Genomic DNA, 17,909 nt, shown 5'->3' on the forward strand with positions numbered 1-17,909 from the left:
GGGGGGATTGAAATGCGGAGAAGAAGAGAGTCATCGGTCATATTTCAAATATTTATAGGTAGTTGTATTGCTATGGTTGTTTTGTTTGGTTTGTATCTTATTGCTGACAAGGACAAGGAAGAACGGTCTGTGGAGACAGAGGAAGTTGACGCAGTTACGGAGATTGAAAAAGAAGAGCCACAGGTAGAAGGAAAGACGACTCCGAGTCCTTCAAATCCTAACGTTAAAGTAGAATACTCCTCTAAAGAATGGGTGACTCACGGTGGAGATTACTATAATAGGAGATATTCGGTACTCGATCAAATTACATCAGAGAACATTGGAGATTTAAAGCCAACCTGGGTTACTAGTTTAGGTTCTGGAGCAGAGCCTAAGTATTCAGGTGAGGCAACTCCATTAGTTGTGGATGGAATTATGTATGTGGCAACCGGTGCTAATGATATATTTGCTTTAGATGCCAAAACTGGAGAACTGATATGGGCCTACGAGCCGGATATTAGCCAAGAGATGGATACCGTATGCTGTGGTTGGACTACGCGTGGTCTAGCAGTAGGAGATGGTAAAGTATATGCAGGTCTTCTAGATGCACGTCTTATAGCTTTGGATCAAAAAACGGGAGAATTGCAATGGGAGACAAAGGTTGCAGAATGGGAGGAAGGCTATACAGTTACTAGTGCCCCTCTTTACTATAATGGTAAGGTCTACACCGGAGTGGCAGGAGGAGAATATGGAATCCGTGGTCGTGTAATGGCATATGACGCTGATTTGGGATACGAAGTATGGAGATTCTATACAATACCAGGTCCAGGTGATATAAATGGCGATACATGGCCAGACAATGATTCTTGGTTGACTGGTGGAGGACCTGTTTGGAATACTCCAGCTGTAGATCCTGAGCTTGGATATATTTACTTTGCTACTGGCAATACAGCACCCGACTTAGATGGAAGCAATCGAGAGGGTGATAATTTATATGCTAACTCGGTTGTTGCTGTAAATGCAGAAAATGGCGACTATGTTTGGCACTTCCAAGAGGTGCATCATGATATATGGGATATGGATCCAGCCAATCCTGTTGTTTTGTTTGACGTAGAAAAAGATGGTGTTATGAGAAAGGGACTTGGGCAGGCAGGAAAAACTGGCTGGGTGTATTTCTTAGATCGAACGGACGGGACACCGCTTATTGGTATTGAAGAAAAGCCCGTTCCACAATTGGCAGAACAAAAAACCTCTCCTACACAACCTTTCCCAGTTGGGGATGCATTCGTTCCTCAAGGAGTTTTTCAGGATGACGTTGATAAGGATTTAGGAGATACATTTGAAGGGCAAATAGGAGACATATTTACTCCTTTTTGGGAGGAGCCAATCACACTTAAGCCAGGTCCAGCAGGCGGAGCAAATTGGCCACCTTCTGCTTACAATCCGGATACTGAGTTGTTCTATGTGCTAGGGAATGATAATTATTTTTCCTTTGCAAGACAAGAAGATGAAGCTTTCGAAGAGGGTTCTATGTATATAGGAAGTATAATGCAACCAGTTTCTAATGCTCCGGTAAGGGGTACAGTCACCGCGTTAGATGTGAAAACAAATAAAATAGTTTGGCAGCAAAATTGGGATGCGCAAGCATACAGTGGAGTATTAACAACTAAAGGTAATCTAGTTTTTGTAGGTCACAATGATGGAAGGCTCATAGCCTTTGATGCAAAAACAGGTAACCAATTATGGGAATATATGATGGATGCTGGGGCAAATGCTCCTTCTATCACATATGAAATAGATGGAGAGCAGTATATTTCTATTTATGTGGCGGGTAATGCTTTAGCGGGATCGAAGCATGGAGATAAAATATATACCTTCAAGCTTGGAGGTAGCTTACCTGAAGGGCAAGTGATTGATGGCTCTGTTAAAGAAAAGGTAAGTGATAGTAAAGAGACGGTAGGGGAGACGGTTAGTTCTGATTTTGGGCTCTCTATTTATACTAATAGCTGTATAGCTTGTCACGGAGATCAAGGTGCCAATGGACATAATGGTCCGAATCTACAAGATAGCAAGTTTGCAGAAAGCAGAGAAAATGTAATAGATCGAATCACTAATGGGGGAACTACTATGCCTTCGTTTAATGAGACACTAACCCAAGAGGAAATAGATGCAGTTGCGGATTATGTCTTGACGGTCATCTCTCCTTTAGGTAAATAATAAGATAGGCAGTTTAGCCAGTCCTGTTAGGGGCTGGCTTTGTTGTGGTTAATTTTCCATGCTAAAGGGTAAATAGTGTATACTAAGTTCAATAGTTATTAGAAGGAGATCATCATGAAAAAAATTTATGCCGATGACAGTTTAGCATTACATACTGATTTATATCAGATAAATATGGTGGAGGCCTACTGGGCTGATAATATGCATGAGAGAAAAGCAGTGTTTGAATTATTTTTCCGAAAGCTTCCTTTTGGGAATGGTTATGGCATTTTTGCTGGACTAGAAAGATGTCTGGAATACTTAAGAGATTTTCACTTTTCGGAAAGTGATTTAGAATACTTGCAGAATGGATTAGGGTATCGTGATGATTTTATAGATTACTTAAAAACCGTTCGTTTTACTGGTGATGTTTATTCGATGAAAGAAGGGGAATTAGTATTTCCTAATGAGCCAATTATTCGAGTGGAATCTACTCTAGCAGAAGCACAATTAGTAGAGACCGCTTTGCTTAATATCGTAAATTATCAAACGTTAATTGCTACTAAAGGATCTCGTATTAAACAGGTTGTCAAGGACGAGGTAGCAATGGAATTTGGCTCTCGACGGGCTCAAGAAATGGATGCTGCAATTTGGGGAACTCGTGCAGCCTTTATCGGAGGAATCGAAGCTACCAGTAATGTACGCGCCGGTAAAATGTTTGGTATTCCTGTCTCTGGAACACATGCACATTCCATGGTGCAAGCATATAAGAGTGAATATGACGCCTTTCACTCATATGCAAAAAGACACAGGGACTGTGTTTTTCTAGTAGATACTTACAACACGTTGAAAACAGGTGTGCCAACTGCTATCAAAGTAGCAAAAGAGCTAGGGGACAAAATTAATTTTATCGGTATTCGTTTAGATTCAGGAGATATTTCGTTCCTATCAAAGGAAGCCAGAAAAATGCTAGATGTAGCAGGATTTCCAAATGCTAAAATCATCGTTTCTAATGATTTAGATGAGTATACTATTTTGAACTTAAAGGCTCAGGGAGCAAAAGTAGATAGCTGGGGTATTGGTACTAAGCTAATCACTGGATATGACCAGCCTGCACTGGGTGCTGTATATAAAATTGTTTCAATTGAAAGTGAAGCAGGTGTAATGGAGGATACTATTAAAATTTCCTCTACCACTGAGAAAGTTACTACTCCTGGGCAGAAAAAGCTTTTCCGTATTATAGATAAGGAAAATGGTAAGGCAGAGGGCGATTACATTGCCATGCATGATGAAGACCCTGCTCATGAAGAACGACTAAAAATGTTCCACCCAGTTCATACATTCGTTTCTAAGTTTGTAACGAACTTTGAAGCTAAGGATTTACATGTAAAAGTAATTGAAAACGGGGCAGTGATTTATGAAAATCCAGATTTAACTGAAATTCGTAATTATGCTCATGACAATTTAGATTTGCTGTGGGAGGAATATAAGCGCTCTCTTAATCCAGAGGAATATCCAGTCGATTTAAGTCAGAAGTGCTGGGACAATAAAATGCGTAACATTCAAGAAGTAAAGGAAATGGAGCAAAATCTTATTTCAAATAATGGAGGGATTTAAGATGTCTGACAAACAAAGAGAAATTATCGAAGCCTTAAAAGTAAAGCCGGAGATTGATCCAAAAGAGGAAGCTCGTATAAGTATCGATTTTATGAAAGACTATTTAAAGAAACATCCATTTTTAAAAAGTATGGTTTTGGGTATTTCAGGAGGGCAAGACTCCACTTTAGTTGGTAAGCTTGCCCAAATGGCAGTGGATGAGTTAAATGATGAAATGGGAGCGGGCACGTATTCATTTATTGCTGTTAGTTTGCCATATGGGGTGCAATTTGATGAATCCGATCGTCAGGATGCTCTTAACTTCATTCAGCCAAGCAAACGTGTAACGATTAATATTAAGGAAGCCGTAGACGCAAGTGACCGTGCATTGAAGGAAGCTGGTATCACACTCAGTGATTTTGCAAAAGGGAACGAAAAGGCGAGAGAACGTATGAAGGCTCAGTATTCAATAGCAGCAACGTATAACGGTGTTGTGCTAGGTACAGATCATGCTGCTGAAGCTGTCACAGGTTTTTATACTAAATACGGCGATGGTGGAGTAGACTTAACCCCAATTTTCCGTCTCAATAAAAGACAAGGGAAGCAATTGCTAAAACATTTAGGTGCACCTCAGCATCTGTACACTAAAGTACCGACTGCCGATTTAGAGGAAGATCGTCCAGCTCTACCTGATGAGGTTGCACTTGGTGTGAGCTACGATGATATTGATGATTACCTAGAAGGTAAGAATGTGTCTCCAGAAATAGAAGAGAAAATCGTTGGATTCTATGATCGTTCTGAACACAAACGACAATTACCGATAACAATTTTTGACGACTTCTGGAAATAAATAAAAGCTTTGTTAAAGTTATTGGTTGATTTTGACTAACCATTCTTTTTTATAGTGACTGTAATCATAAACAAAGGAACTTTCAAATAGCTATTCAGAACATAAATAGATGACGAAATTGGGTTGGTGTCAGTTTTTCAGCTTAGCTTATGCGAGTAAATTGATTAGCGATTTATCGATGCTAAAGCTGTTCCCATTTATTGATTGGAGCGCCAGACGGCGACTCCTACGGGATGACATAGCTATCAAGTTAAGAAGTTTATAAAAACCCTCGAGGTTGGTATAGAAAACTAACCAACAGGAGGTGCTTCACATGAAAAAAACAGATTTAGACGAATGGAAACTCTTAATGGAACAATTGTATAAACTATTTTCCCCAGATAAGTTGGATTGTTGGGCCAAAGAATCAGGATGGATCAAACGAAAACGAAAGCTTGATGCGTATTCATTTCTCCACATCCTTCTTTATCATTGCGGAAACCTGGCCGGCAGTTCGCTACGCGAGCTCAGCCTGTCATTAGAAGAAACCTGTCATATTTCTATGACTCCAGAGGCAATAAACCAACGTTTAAATAAAGAATTAATCGTATTTCTAAAAAAGTGTTTGGAACATTTTATACAAGTGGAGTTAAATTATCAGTTGCCGATCAGTGACGAACTACGAAAATTTTGTGAGAGGATCCGTATAATAGACGCGACCATCCATTCCCTTCCTTCGGATTTGAAGGAGACTTTTCCTGGCGTCTATCGAGCCGAATTAAAATGCCAACTGGAGTATGAATTCCTGACAGGACAGTTCATATTGGCTGACTGGATGAACGGAAAGGAAAACGATTCTCTATATGGGAAGAATCGATTAGAGACGGTCTCACCTGGCGATTTATTTCTACAAGACTTGGGTTATTTCCATCTACCCACCTTCCAAAAAATTGATGAGTCCGGGGGCTATTTCGTCTCTAGAGTTCGACCAGATTGTTCTATCTATACAGGGAATCCCAACCCTCGTTACCATGCCGATGGCAGGGTCGTCAAATCCTCTTTTTATCAGAAGGAATCTTTGGCAGAGCACCTGGAACAAATGGAGCGTGGCTCCGTAAGGGAATGGGAGGAAGTTTATGTGGGGTATGACTATAAATTCCCTACCCGTTTAATTTTGTATCGCCATACAGAGGAACAAGATAAAAGTGATCAGTATAAACGTAAACATTCACGTTACCAGACAAAGGAGCACGTAAGAGCGCTAGATGGGGCGACGATTATTATGACAAACCTCCCGGATACTATCCCAGCTGAGAAAGTGATGGACCTTTACCGATTGCGCTGGCAGATCGAGTTATTGTTTAAAGGATGGAAATCTAATTTCCCGACCACTTTTTATAAACAGATAAAGGAAGAACGTGTCCTATGTCATTTTTTCGCTCATTTATTATTGTTTCTAATCACAACTACAACAACTTATCAGGCACGTTTATTCTTGCTAGAGAAATCTAGAATAGAGATAAGCATTCAAAAGGGCATCTCAGTTGCACTACGCTTTATTCGCTTGATGTTTGAAAGCATAAAAAAATACACCAAGCTTACCAATGGGGTACTGAAAAGGTTTCATGGTGCTCTTTGTAAACATGCATTGAAAACAAAAGGGCCACCTGAAAAGGATCCATTGATTATACTCGGTGCAAATTACAGTTAGTATTCTATGCCCTGTATAGAAAGAAATTAAACTTACATTTTTTGGTTAAACCAAAAAGTGTTAATTTCATATGGTCTAATTTTCAAAAATACCAGTTCATATGAGAGTGAATGACGTAAATTTTTCTTAACTTGATAGCTATGCTACGGGATGAGTGAGACAGATAAGACATACAACCACGCGCGCAAGCGATGGGTGATGGCTTATCGCTCACCCCGAGGAAAGCGTCCGGCTGGTGCGGAAATCAATTCTACTCTTTGATCTAAGATTTCTTTGCATCATAAATCAACCCTACCCTTTAACATAGCCTAAACAAAAGCATGGAATCTCTTATCATAGAGACTCCATGCTTTTTGGTTTGAAAAGATATTTTGAAGGCTACTGAAAAAGTAATTTAAATTGTTTTATCTTCCTTTTTTGGTTATGCTTATACTGTATTATAAAAATTTTCTAACTAATCATTTAATTATAATTTTGGGGGAAAACAGATGAATGAAAAATTACAGATAGAAGCAATTATTTCTAATATAGAAAAAGTAATGATAGGGAAGAAAGACATTGCAGAATTAGCAGTTGTATCCCTTTTGGCAGATGGACATGTATTGCTCGAGGATGTTCCGGGAGTGGGAAAAACGATGATGGTTCGTGCGCTCGCTAAATCTATCGGCGCCGATTTTAAAAGAATTCAATTTACTCCAGACCTATTGCCATCCGATGTATTAGGAGTCTCCATATATAATCCCAAGGAAATGGAGTTTGAGTTTCGACCAGGACCTATTCTAGGAAACATTGTGTTAGCAGACGAGATCAACCGTACATCCCCGAAAACACAATCAGCATTACTAGAAGGAATGGAAGAAGCTTCCGTTACAATTGACGGCATTACGATGCCGCTTCCAAAGCCATTTTTTGTTATGGCTACCCAAAATCCAATTGAGCATGAGGGTACATACCCTTTACCTGAGGCTCAGCTAGACAGATTTTTGTTGAGATTAAAAATGGGTTACCCTAATCAACATGAAGAGATTGAAGTATTAAATAGATTAGAGCATGCATCTCCTATTGATAGCCTCCAGCCAGTAGTTTCTCTTGAAGAGCTTATTCACCTCCAGAAACAAGTGAAAAATGTTAGCGTAGATTTGACAATGAAGGGATATATTGTGGATTTAGCTAATAGAACACGAGTAGATACTTATGTTTATCTTGGAGTGAGCCCTCGAGCATCCATTGCGTTGATGCGTGCTTCTCAGGCCTATGCCTTACTACAGGGAAGAGATTACGTGATTCCAGATGATATTCAATATTTATTGCCATTTGTTTTTGGGCACCGTGTTATTCTTCGTCCTGAGGCAAGGTATGATGGTATTTCTTCTGAGGAAGTACTTTCCCGTATTGTTAAACGAACTCCTGTCCCTATCAAGAGGAAGGTACACGGATGATTGAGCGGACAGAAGGATTAAAGAAGTATAAAGGTTTTATTGGTATCCTTCTTCTCTTGGTGGTGGCATTTGTGTATGCAATGTTTCAGGGGGGCTTCGTCAGTTGGTTTCTTTTTTACCTCATTGTTCCTCTCTCTATATACTCAATTCTACTGTTTTTTTACCCACTCTCTAAGATAGAAGCAGAGAGGATAATTGAAACACGAAAAGTGTATAGCGGGGGAAGATTTTCTGCCACGGTCAGGGTGACAAGAAATAATCGTTTTCCTCTGTTGTTTGTGTGGTTTGAGGAAAGAGTCGGACCTTCTCTTAGGCACACAGGGTCAAGAAGACAGCTTGTTTTTTGGGGAATAAAAAAAGAGTTTACCTGGACGTATGAAATAGAACATATGCCACGCGGTGAGCATGTATTAGAGGGGACAACAATTGAAGTGAGCGATCTGTTTGGATGGATGAAAAAAAGTATTTTTATTTCGAATCCAAAAACCTTACTAGTCTTTCCGAATCTAACGGATATGATTTATATTCCGATGGAAACTAGATATGATCAGGGAGCAGCTGCATCAAGAATTCAAGTGATGAAGGATACGACTATGGCGACAGGGGTCCGTTCCTATCAGCCTGGAGACCGGGTTTCTTGGATACATTGGAAGTCATTTGCCCGTACCCAAACTCTTAAAACTAAGGAATTTGAAGATCGTCAATCTCAGGATTTGTTCATCTTAATCGATCGAACGTTGACTCCTATGTTTGAGGACGTCGTAGATTTATCTGCCTCTATTATGCAGGCCATTGTTCGCCATCAAGCAAGCAGTGCTTTTTTATCTCTTGGAGAAGATCGTTTCTTCTTGCCAAATGTAGAGAATGAGACCCAGCTACATCAAGTCTTATACCATTTAACGAAGGTGCAACCTGATTTAAATAAGCCGATTGAACAAGTCATATCTCAGGAGCCAGCATTGGCTCAAGCAACTTCGTTATTATATATAACAAGCGAGCTAACACATGAGTGGATTGATGGGATAAACCGTAACGCAGGAAACCTACGTTTATGTAGGTGCTTTGTCGTAAAAAACAAAAACGAGAAACCAAATAAAAATGAAACTGCACTTTACCAATACGCAAAAAGTAGAGGAATAGACGCTCATAATATTACAAAGGACCGTTTTGCCCAAGCGTTTATGGAGGTGAATCGTTCATGAAAGATAACTACTTACAAGGGATCATTTCCTTCCTAATTTATACGTTCACCTGTTTTTTAATAGTAGAATGGTTGAAGCCAGTTATGGAATTGACTAATACCGACCACTTATCTTTGTTTGTCATATATCTGGCCGTATCCTTCTTTTTTTACTTTATAAAGCTTAACTGGAAGGTTACTATACCGATAAAGCTAATATTTATCAGTTGGACTATTGTTCATATCTACACGGATTATTCTTTTTTATCTAGAGACGCATTGAATTATTTAAGTGAAGCACTTCAACACAACTTTGTCTCTATTTTTAGCCAGGAATGGGGAGCAATAACGGATCCGTTTCGGACCTTTTTGTTTTTTGCTCTACTTTGGATGACTACCTATTTACTAAACTATTGGATCACCATTAGAAAGACAATTTTATTGTTTTTCATACTGACCGTTTTATTTATCACTATTTTGGATACATTCAGTCCTTACAATGCTAAAAATTCTATAGTCATTACATTAATTTCTGGGTTTATCATTATGGGGTTACTCTATATCCAAAAATTATTAAAAGAAAATCAAGTCTCCATAAAAGGAACCTTTGTCACAGCTTCTATTACTAGCTTAGTCTTGTTAGTTATGATCAGTGGTATAACGGCATATGCAATGCCAAAAGCAGGTCCGATATGGCCCGATCCCGTCCCTTTTTTCACTACCTCTACACTTGAAGTGGATGAGCGTGAAGGGAATGGAACTAGTGTAAATGGTGTGAAGAGGGTTGGCTACGGGGAAAACGATGAGCAATTAGGAGGAGCCTTCCAAAGTGATGACACGCCTGTTTTTTGGGCAAAGACTGATACCCCGCAATACTGGAAAGTTGAAACCAAAGATACTTATACCTCTAAAGGTTGGGTACAATCCGAGGAAGAGACACCTTTACTAAGCTTTGGAAGTGGAGAACTATTTGAAACGGATTTCCCACCCGGAGAAGCGGAATATACAGAGGAAGCTAATATAATGTTGGCGCAAGAATTTCCATTAATTCTTCAGCCTTATGGTATGAAAAGCATACAAACGAATGAAGAAGCTTTGTTTACAAGTAATCCACTAACCCAAAAAATTTCTGTTCTTAATAGCGGTAATTCTGCTCTATGGGATTACAATGTGACATTTAGTGAGCCTACCTATAGTCTTAAAGCGATGCGGGAAACCTCTGTAGATGATTTAAGTATGGTGCCAGCTGAATTACAGCGATATTTACAGCTGCCTGACACACTACCAGAGAGGGTAAAGGAGCTTGCTGTCACCATTACAGAAGATCGGATAAGTCTCTATGATAAGGCGCTTAATATTGAACGCTATTTCAGAGGAAATAACTTTAGCTACAATCAAACGATGGCTGCGGTTCCAAAGGGCGACACCGATTATGTAGATCAGTTTTTATTTGAAACGAAGGTAGGCTACTGTGATAACTTTTCAACTTCAATGGTTGTCCTTCTTCGCTCCCTTGATATCCCTGCACGATGGGTGAAAGGGTTTGCTCCTGGAGAACGAACAAACGTAGAGGGACTTGGAAGGGTTTATGAGGTAACGAATAATAATGCCCACTCGTGGGTGGAGGCTTATTTTCCAACCGTAGGATGGGTAACATTTGAGCCGACCATTGGCTTTTCCTCAAGTGCCAATGTTATATACGACATAGAGTCACAGACTGACGAACCTCAGACTCCAGAACAACAAGAGGAGAAACCAGAGGATCAGGCTGCCACAGGAAAAAATGATGAAGGTGTTTCCTTTAGCTTTACGACCTTCCTTCAAGATACTTTAGACTGGATGGCGGAAAGAAAGGTAGCTATCATTTGGGGTCTTATAATTCTTGGGATCATAAGCCTGTTTGCTTATAGCCGTCGCGGAAAGTGGTTACCTAAGGTATTAATACCAGTAGGTAGAATGCGTAAAAATGATTGGAACTCTTTCGAGAAAATGTACCATCAGCTTCTACAGCAGCTAAGTCTTCATGGAATGCGAAGAGAGCAGGGACAAACCTTATTGGACTTTGCTAAAAAAGTGGACAAGGATATCGGTACCAACCATATGACTGATTTAACCAAGGTGTATCAACAGGGCTTTTATGGGAACAATAAAACGGAACTTAATTATGCGTCGATTAGAGAAAGTTGGGAATATTTAATCAATCGTATAAGCGGTTGATTTTACCCTCAACAACCTGTAAACTGAAGTCAAATTAAATTTGACCAAGTTGCCCTCGTATATGTCCGATAATATGGTTCGGATGTTTCTACCAAGTTACCGTTAATAACTTGACTATGAAGGTGAATGCAGTCATGTCTTTTTTAAGGACATCTGCATTCACCTTTTAATGTAGAAAGCAAAAACGCGTAGAAAGAGGAACTTTCGCACGCGTTTTTTTAATACGTATTGGGTTTAACGGATTGGGATAAATATATATAGAAGAGGTGGAATGCATATGTCTTCAACTCCATTGTTGAAAGAACAAGAAAAGATTGTCGTTCTAGATTTCGGCAGTCAGTACAATCAGTTAATCACTCGTCGTATTCGTGAGTTTGGAGTGTATAGTGAATTACATCCCCATACTGTAACTGCCGAGGATATTAAAAAAATGAATGCCACAGGTATCATTTTTTCAGGTGGACCTAACTCTGTATATGATACGAATGCTTTTCATATCGATGAGGCAATCTATGATTTGAATATACCTATTCTGGGAATTTGCTATGGTATGCAGTTAATGGCCTATCAATTTGGCGGAAAAGTAGAAAAGGCTTTTTCAAGAGAATATGGTAGAGCAGAGATTGACATTAAGAATCCGACAGCATTATTTGGCGACCTTCCTTCTAAGCATGTAGTATGGATGAGTCACGGAGATCATGTAACTGCTGCACCAGAAGGCTTTGAAGTGATTGCGACAAGCCCATCTTGTGATGTTGCTGCAATGGCAAATGTTGAAAAAGGTTTATATGCGGTACAATTCCACCCAGAAGTACGTCACTCTGTATATGGGCTAGAGCTACTTCGCCAATTCGTATTTGACGTTTGTAAGGCAAAAGGCGATTGGTCAATGGAAAGTTTCATTGAAATGGAAATCGAAAAAATTCGTGAAACAGTTGGGGACAAGAAAGTTCTATGTGCGCTAAGTGGAGGAGTAGATTCCTCAGTAGTTGCAGTCCTAATCCATAAAGCAATTGGTGACCAACTTACTTGTATGTTCGTAGACCATAATCTACTTCGAAAAGATGAAGCAGAAGGCGTAATGAAAACCTTCACTGAGGGCTTCAATATGAACGTTATTAAAATTGATGCGCGTGAGCGTTTTATGACTAAATTAGCTGGAGTTTCTGATCCAGAGAAAAAACGTAAAATTATTGGTAATGAATTTATTTATGTGTTCGATGATGAAGCATCCAAGCTTGAAGGCATGGACTTCCTTGCACAAGGGACACTATACACAGACATTATTGAAAGTGGAACAGCTACTGCTCAAACAATCAAATCTCATCATAACGTTGGTGGACTTCCAGAGGACATGCAGTTCAAATTAATTGAGCCTTTGAAAACTTTATTCAAAGATGAGGTTCGTGCATTAGGCTCAGAGCTAGGCTTAGCTGATGAAATCGTATGGCGCCAACCATTCCCTGGTCCTGGACTAGCTATCCGAGTTCTAGGAGAAGTAACAGAAGAAAAACTAGCAATCGTACGTGAATCGGATGCAATCCTACGCGAAGAAATAGCTAAGGCAGGCTTAGACCGCGATATCTGGCAATACTTCACTGTACTTCCTGATATCCGCAGCGTTGGTGTAATGGGTGACGCAAGAACTTACGATTACGCAATTGGTATCCGTGCAGTTACCTCTATCGACGGTATGACATCTGACTGGGCACGTATCCCATGGGACGTTCTAGAAAAGGTATCTGTTCGATTAGTAAATGAAGTACCACACATCAACCGCGTGCTGTATGACATTACGAGTAAACCACCAGCTACGATTGAGTGGGAATAGGACTGTATTTTAATTATAAACAAAGTTATACCTTGTGATTAACATATCTCAAATATTAAATCCTCTTTTAGTTATTGATAACAGATAACTAAAAGGGGTTTTTATTTGGTTAAAATAGTTGAAAGATGATGTTTAATTGAATAATCTTATTTGAGATTGTAAAGGTAAGTATATGAATACCTTTTGGCGATGAACTGTTATACTAAGTTTTTAATGTTTTTACTGATATATGGAACGTTAGCGGGGAATATAAAGTATAAGGTTAACTTCAGTAAGATAAGGTATATTATATTTGTTGAATAGATTCTCTATAAGAGTTAAGAAAAGTAGGTGAACAAATGGGAAAATATCAATTGGATACAAAAGGTAAGGCGGCTGTGGCAAAGTATCATGAAAAACAAAAGCCAGCTAAATTTGATAAAAAGCAGCAACTTGAAAAAATACGTACAGAGTATTTGAAGAACAAGCAAAAACAAACAGATAAATAATATGAATGTGAACATAGGAAGATGTTTAACTTGTTTTAAATTTTTAAGAGTGATGAATAGGCTCGGTAATGTATGGGTAGCCAATACCGAATTTTAAGGATTCCCCATACTGTAGAACTACCCAAAAATGACGTTAAATAATAACTAGTGAAGAGCTTGGAAACTAATTTGTTGGTTTTCAAGTTTTTTATTTATAATAGAATAGGTCTATTTTCCTTCAAAAATTGCTTTATCTATAAGCAGAAAACGAACTATTATTTGGTTAATGAAAAAAATGTTCGGTTTTTCTATTGATTTCGTCATAATTCGATGTTATATTTACTACATAATTTAATTATGTCGTCGTATAACGTTGGGAATAAGGCCCAAAAGTCTCTACCGGATCACCGTAAATGATCCGACTACGATGAGTGATGCTTATTTATATTCACTTATTGGGGTTAGTAGAGGTATACGACCAGAAATGGTAGTATACTTTTTTTCGTTGTCGCGATAAAAATGGAGGAACTTATGAAAAAGTATTTTCGTTTTGAGGAATTAGGAACAAACTATCGCCGTGAGATTATAGGTGGTTTGACAACATTCTTGGCAATGGCTTATATCTTAGTGGTTAACCCGATGACTTTATCTCTTGAAACAATCGAAGGGTTACCAGAGTTTATGTACATGGATAAAGGATCTGTGTTTACTGCAACAGCTATTGCTGCAGCAATCGGATCTATATTAATGGGTGTGCTGGCTAGATACCCAATCGCACTTGCACCAGGTATGGGATTAAATGCATTCTTTGCTTATACAGTTGTACTTGAGTTCGAAATCCCATGGCCAATCGCTTTAACGGGCGTTCTATTCTCTGGTCTCATTTTTATATGCTTATCCCTTTCAGGAATAAGAGAAACAATTATTAACGCTATACCATCTGAGTTGAAATATGCAGTAGGAGCAGGTATTGGTTTATTTATCACATTTGTCGGCCTACAAAACTCTAAAATTATTGTTTCCAATCCAAATACAGTAGCAGGCTTAGGTGATTTAACAGACCCTAACATTCTATTAACAATCTTTGGACTTGTCATTACTGTGATTATGATGGTAAAAGGAGTTAAGGGTGGAATTTTCTACGGTATGTTAGTGACTGCGATCGTCGGTATGATTCTAAGCTTAGTTCCAGTTCCAGATGCAGTTGTAGGAAGCGTTCCATCAATGGCTCCTACTTTCGGAGCAGCATTTGACGTGTTTTTTGAAGACCCAACCGCATTACTTACTGCTCAATTTTTAATTGTTGTGTTAACGTTCTTGTTTGTAGATTTCTTTGATACGGCAGGTACTTTAATCTCCGTAGCAAACCAAGCAGGTTTAATGAAGGGTGAAAAGTTACCTCGTGCAGGTAAAGCATTGTTAGCAGATTCTATTGCTACAGTAGCGGGAGCTGTTTCCGGAACTTCTACTACTACTTCTTATGTAGAGTCAACAGCTGGGGTAGCGGCTGGAGCAAGAACTGGTTTTGCTGCAGTAGTAACCGGGGTTCTGTTCTTACTTTCTTTATTCTTTTTCCCACTGTTAGATGTCATTACTTCTTATGTAACAGCACCAGCCTTAATTATTGTTGGGGTACTAATGGTTTCTTCTATTGGTCAAATCGACTGGAAACGTTTTGAAATTGCAGTACCAGCCTTCTTTGTAATTATAGCAATGCCTTTAACGTACTCTATTGCAACTGGTATCGCTATTGGATTTATCTTCTATCCAATTACAATGATCGTTGCAGGTCGCATAAAAGAAATTCACCCAATCATGTATGGCATGTGGCTAGTATTTGTTGGCTACTTCATATTCTTATAAAATAGCATTTTATAAAGAGGGGCTTATGCCTCTCTTTTTTTATTTTAATTAAGAAGGATATAGAGTGTGTAAATAGAACCTATAGTATATAGAAGAAACTCACTTTAAGTTTGGAGGAATGACATAGTGATTTATATAAGAAAAGCAGTACCATATGATGCAAAAGGAATTACCAAAGTTCACGTGGAAAGCTGGAAGTCTACTTATGTAAATATTGTACCGGAGGAATTTTTAAATAACCTTTCTTTTGAAAGGAGAGCTGATTACTGGTTTTCTGTTATTCCAGACGGAGGAGTTTATGTAGCTGAAGATGAAAATAATCAAATCGTTGGTTTTGCTTCTGGGGGAAAGGAACGAAGTGGGGATTACTCGAATTATAATGGGGAAATATATGCCATCTATATTTTAAAAGAATATCAGGGGATAGGTATTGGTAAGTTATTAATCGATTCTATAGTAAAAGAGCTAACGAACCAGGGGGTCTTTACTATGTTAGTACTTGTTCTAGAAGATAACCCTTCGCGACATTTTTATGAGAAGCTTGGTGCAAAGAAGATAGATAGTATAATAGTAGAAATCGGTGGAGTAAAGCTTAATGAGCTAGTATACGGGTGGGAAGATATTATGCCCTTAGCGGCTAAATAGAAGTCAATGATTTAGGTTCTATAAATCCTATATACTTTCGGGAGATTTATCTGAATAAATTGTTATTATATTTAAGCGTATTTTATTAAAAATAGTGTTGACGAATAGTTTAAAAGGGTGGTATAGTAATCAAGTTGTTACTTTTACTTCTGATTACAAAAAACAAATTTTAAAAAGTTGTTGACAATGATAATTAGATTTGATAAGATAATAAAGCTGTCGAAACAAATCGGCACAATGAACATTGAAAACTGAACATGCAAAACGTTAAGACATATAGCATCAACAAGCTTCGGCTTGATTGACGCAAAACAATTTTTGACATCATTTAATGATGATGCCAGCAAAACAAAATGAGCTTTTTAAGTTCTCTATTATGGAGAGTTTGATCCTGGCTCAGGACGAACGCTGGCGGCGTGCCTAATACATGCAAGTCGAGCGGATGATGAAGAAGCTTGCTTCTTCTGATTTAGCGGCGGACGGGTGAGTAACACGTGGGCAACCTGCCCTGTAGATTGGGATAACTCCGGGAAACCGGGGCTAATACCGAATAATCCATTCCCTCACATGAGGAAATGTTAAAAGACGGTTTCGGCTGTCACTACAGGATGGGCCCGCGGCGCATTAGCTAGTTGGTGAGGTAACGGCTCACCAAGGCGACGATGCGTAGCCGACCTGAGAGGGTGATCGGCCACACTGGGACTGAGACACGGCCCAGACTCCTACGGGAGGCAGCAGTAGGGAATCTTCCACAATGGACGAAAGTCTGATGGAGCAACGCCGCGTGAGTGAAGAAGGTTTTCGGATCGTAAAACTCTGTTGTGAGGGAAGAACAAGTACGAGAGTAACTGCTCGTACCTTGACGGTACCTCATTAGAAAGCCACGGCTAACTACGTGCCAGCAGCCGCGGTAATACGTAGGTGGCAAGCGTTGTCCGGAATTATTGGGCGTAAAGCGCGCGCAGGCGGTCCTTTAAGTCTGATGTGAAAGCCCACGGCTCAACCGTGGAGGGTCATTGGAAACTGGGGGACTTGAGTACAGAAGAGGAAAGCGGAATTCCAAGTGTAGCGGTGAAATGCGTAGAGATTTGGAGGAACACCAGTGGCGAAGGCGGCTTTCTGGTCTGTAACTGACGCTGAGGCGCGAAAGCGTGGGGAGCAAACAGGATTAGATACCCTGGTAGTCCACGCCGTAAACGATGAGTGCTAAGTGTTAGGGGGTTTCCGCCCCTTAGTGCTGCAGCTAACGCATTAAGCACTCCGCCTGGGGAGTACGGTCGCAAGACTGAAACTCAAAGGAATTGACGGGGGCCCGCACAAGCGGTGGAGCATGTGGTTTAATTCGAAGCAACGCGAAGAACCTTACCAGGTCTTGACATCCCGCTGACCGGCCTAGAGATAGGCTTTTCCCTTCGGGGACAGCGGTGACAGGTGGTGCATGGTTGTCGTCAGCTCGTGTCGTGAGATGTTGGGTTAAGTCCCGCAACGAGCGCAACCCTTGATCTTAGTTGCCAGCATTCAGTTGGGCACTCTAAGGTGACTGCCGGTGATAAACCGGAGGAAGGTGGGGATGACGTCAAATCATCATGCCCCTTATGACCTGGGCTACACACGTGCTACAATGGACGGTACAGAGGGTCGCAACCCCGCGAGGGTGAGCAAATCCCATAAAACCGTTCTCAGTTCGGATTGTAGGCTGCAACTCGCCTACATGAAGCCGGAATCGCTAGTAATCGTGGATCAGCATGCCACGGTGAATACGTTCCCGGGCCTTGTACACACCGCCCGTCACACCACGAGAGTTTGTAACACCCGAAGTCGGTGGGGTAACCCTTTTGGGAGCCAGCCGCCGAAGGTGGGACAGATGATTGGGGTGAAGTCGTAACAAGGTAGCCGTATCGGAAGGTGCGGCTGGATCACCTCCTTTCTAAGGATATATTCGGAATACAGATCTTT

The 17,909-nt window shown here is 40.0% G+C and carries 11 protein-coding genes, 1 rRNA gene and 2 riboswitches; all 12 genes read left to right on the plus strand.

Features of this window, described 5'->3' with window-relative positions:
• Nucleotides 1-12 precede the first annotated feature (12 nt).
• The 12 genes from MKX96_RS03570 to MKX96_RS03625 all read left to right on the plus strand — a co-directional run bounded on the left by MKX96_RS03570 (nucleotide 13) and on the right by MKX96_RS03625 (nucleotide 17,880).
• Nucleotides 13-2,196, plus strand: a complete 2,184-nt coding sequence (locus MKX96_RS03570; RefSeq protein WP_340882027.1) for an outer membrane protein assembly factor BamB family protein — start codon at nucleotides 13-15, stop codon at nucleotides 2,194-2,196.
• 114 nt (nucleotides 2,197-2,310) lie between these two features.
• Nucleotides 2,311-3,792, plus strand: coding sequence for a nicotinate phosphoribosyltransferase (locus tag MKX96_RS03575; protein ID WP_340882030.1), 1,482 nt, complete (start codon nucleotides 2,311-2,313; stop codon nucleotides 3,790-3,792).
• A gap of 1 nt (nucleotide 3,793) precedes the next feature.
• On the plus strand, nucleotides 3,794-4,621 hold the full coding sequence (gene nadE / locus MKX96_RS03580; protein WP_340882032.1) for an ammonia-dependent NAD(+) synthetase: 828 nt from the start codon (nucleotides 3,794-3,796) through the stop codon (nucleotides 4,619-4,621).
• 313 nt (nucleotides 4,622-4,934) lie between these two features.
• A complete protein-coding gene (locus MKX96_RS03585) occupies nucleotides 4,935-6,311 on the plus strand; it encodes an IS4 family transposase (RefSeq protein ID WP_169360310.1) in 1,377 nt (458 codons plus the stop codon).
• A 488-nt stretch (nucleotides 6,312-6,799) separates the two neighbouring features.
• Nucleotides 6,800-7,750 (plus strand): AAA family ATPase, encoded by a 951-nt coding sequence (locus MKX96_RS03590; protein WP_169360495.1) that lies wholly within the window; start codon nucleotides 6,800-6,802, stop codon nucleotides 7,748-7,750.
• Nucleotides 7,747-8,952 (plus strand): DUF58 domain-containing protein, encoded by a 1,206-nt coding sequence (locus tag MKX96_RS03595; protein WP_340882037.1) that lies wholly within the window; start codon nucleotides 7,747-7,749, stop codon nucleotides 8,950-8,952. The genes MKX96_RS03590 and MKX96_RS03595 overlap by 4 nt, the downstream gene beginning before the upstream one ends.
• Nucleotides 8,949-11,147 (plus strand): transglutaminase-like domain-containing protein, encoded by a 2,199-nt coding sequence (locus MKX96_RS03600; protein ID WP_340882038.1) that lies wholly within the window; start codon nucleotides 8,949-8,951, stop codon nucleotides 11,145-11,147. Before MKX96_RS03595 ends, MKX96_RS03600 begins: the two co-directional genes overlap by 4 nt.
• 35 nt (nucleotides 11,148-11,182) lie before the next feature.
• Nucleotides 11,183-11,284: riboswitch (purine riboswitch) on the plus strand.
• Between the two features lie 140 nt (nucleotides 11,285-11,424).
• The gene (guaA, locus tag MKX96_RS03605) at nucleotides 11,425-12,978 is read left to right on the plus strand and encodes a glutamine-hydrolyzing GMP synthase (RefSeq protein WP_340882040.1); all 1,554 of its coding nucleotides are present in this window, start codon (nucleotides 11,425-11,427) and stop codon (nucleotides 12,976-12,978) included.
• Between the two features lie 338 nt (nucleotides 12,979-13,316).
• Nucleotides 13,317-13,466 (plus strand): hypothetical protein, encoded by a 150-nt coding sequence (locus MKX96_RS03610; protein ID WP_251557058.1) that lies wholly within the window; start codon nucleotides 13,317-13,319, stop codon nucleotides 13,464-13,466.
• Nucleotides 13,467-13,788: 322 nt separating this feature from the next.
• Nucleotides 13,789-13,890, plus strand: a riboswitch (purine riboswitch).
• Nucleotides 13,891-13,976: 86 nt separating this feature from the next.
• Nucleotides 13,977-15,308: an NCS2 family permease gene (locus MKX96_RS03615; RefSeq protein ID WP_340882043.1), complete on the plus strand. Its 1,332-nt coding sequence runs from the start codon at nucleotides 13,977-13,979 to the stop codon at nucleotides 15,306-15,308.
• 126 nt (nucleotides 15,309-15,434) lie between these two features.
• Complete coding sequence (locus MKX96_RS03620) at nucleotides 15,435-15,953, plus strand: GNAT family N-acetyltransferase (protein ID WP_340882044.1); 519 nt, start codon at nucleotides 15,435-15,437, stop codon at nucleotides 15,951-15,953.
• A gap of 373 nt (nucleotides 15,954-16,326) precedes the next feature.
• A 16S ribosomal RNA gene (locus tag MKX96_RS03625) occupies nucleotides 16,327-17,880 on the plus strand.
• Nucleotides 17,881-17,909 lie beyond the last annotated feature (29 nt).

It is taken from the genome of Psychrobacillus sp. FSL W7-1493 (genome assembly GCF_038004905.1).
GTDB lineage: Bacteria > Bacillota > Bacilli > Bacillales_A > Planococcaceae > Psychrobacillus.

Bases quoted from the DNA above. Each gene is read 5' to 3' on its own strand.
- MKX96_RS03570 (WP_340882027.1), top strand. From the start codon at position 13: ATGCGGAGAAGAAGAGAGTCATCGGTCATATTTCAAATATTTATAGGT.
- MKX96_RS03575 (WP_340882030.1), top strand. From the start codon at position 2,311: ATGAAAAAAATTTATGCCGATGACAGTTTAGCATTACATACTGATTTA.
- nadE (WP_340882032.1), top strand. From the start codon at position 3,794: ATGTCTGACAAACAAAGAGAAATTATCGAAGCCTTAAAAGTAAAGCCG.
- MKX96_RS03585 (WP_169360310.1), top strand. From the start codon at position 4,935: ATGAAAAAAACAGATTTAGACGAATGGAAACTCTTAATGGAACAATTG.
- MKX96_RS03590 (WP_169360495.1), top strand. From the start codon at position 6,800: ATGAATGAAAAATTACAGATAGAAGCAATTATTTCTAATATAGAAAAA.
- MKX96_RS03595 (WP_340882037.1), top strand. From the start codon at position 7,747: ATGATTGAGCGGACAGAAGGATTAAAGAAGTATAAAGGTTTTATTGGT.
- MKX96_RS03600 (WP_340882038.1), top strand. From the start codon at position 8,949: ATGAAAGATAACTACTTACAAGGGATCATTTCCTTCCTAATTTATACG.
- guaA (WP_340882040.1), top strand. From the start codon at position 11,425: ATGTCTTCAACTCCATTGTTGAAAGAACAAGAAAAGATTGTCGTTCTA.
- MKX96_RS03610 (WP_251557058.1), top strand. From the start codon at position 13,317: ATGGGAAAATATCAATTGGATACAAAAGGTAAGGCGGCTGTGGCAAAG.
- MKX96_RS03615 (WP_340882043.1), top strand. From the start codon at position 13,977: ATGAAAAAGTATTTTCGTTTTGAGGAATTAGGAACAAACTATCGCCGT.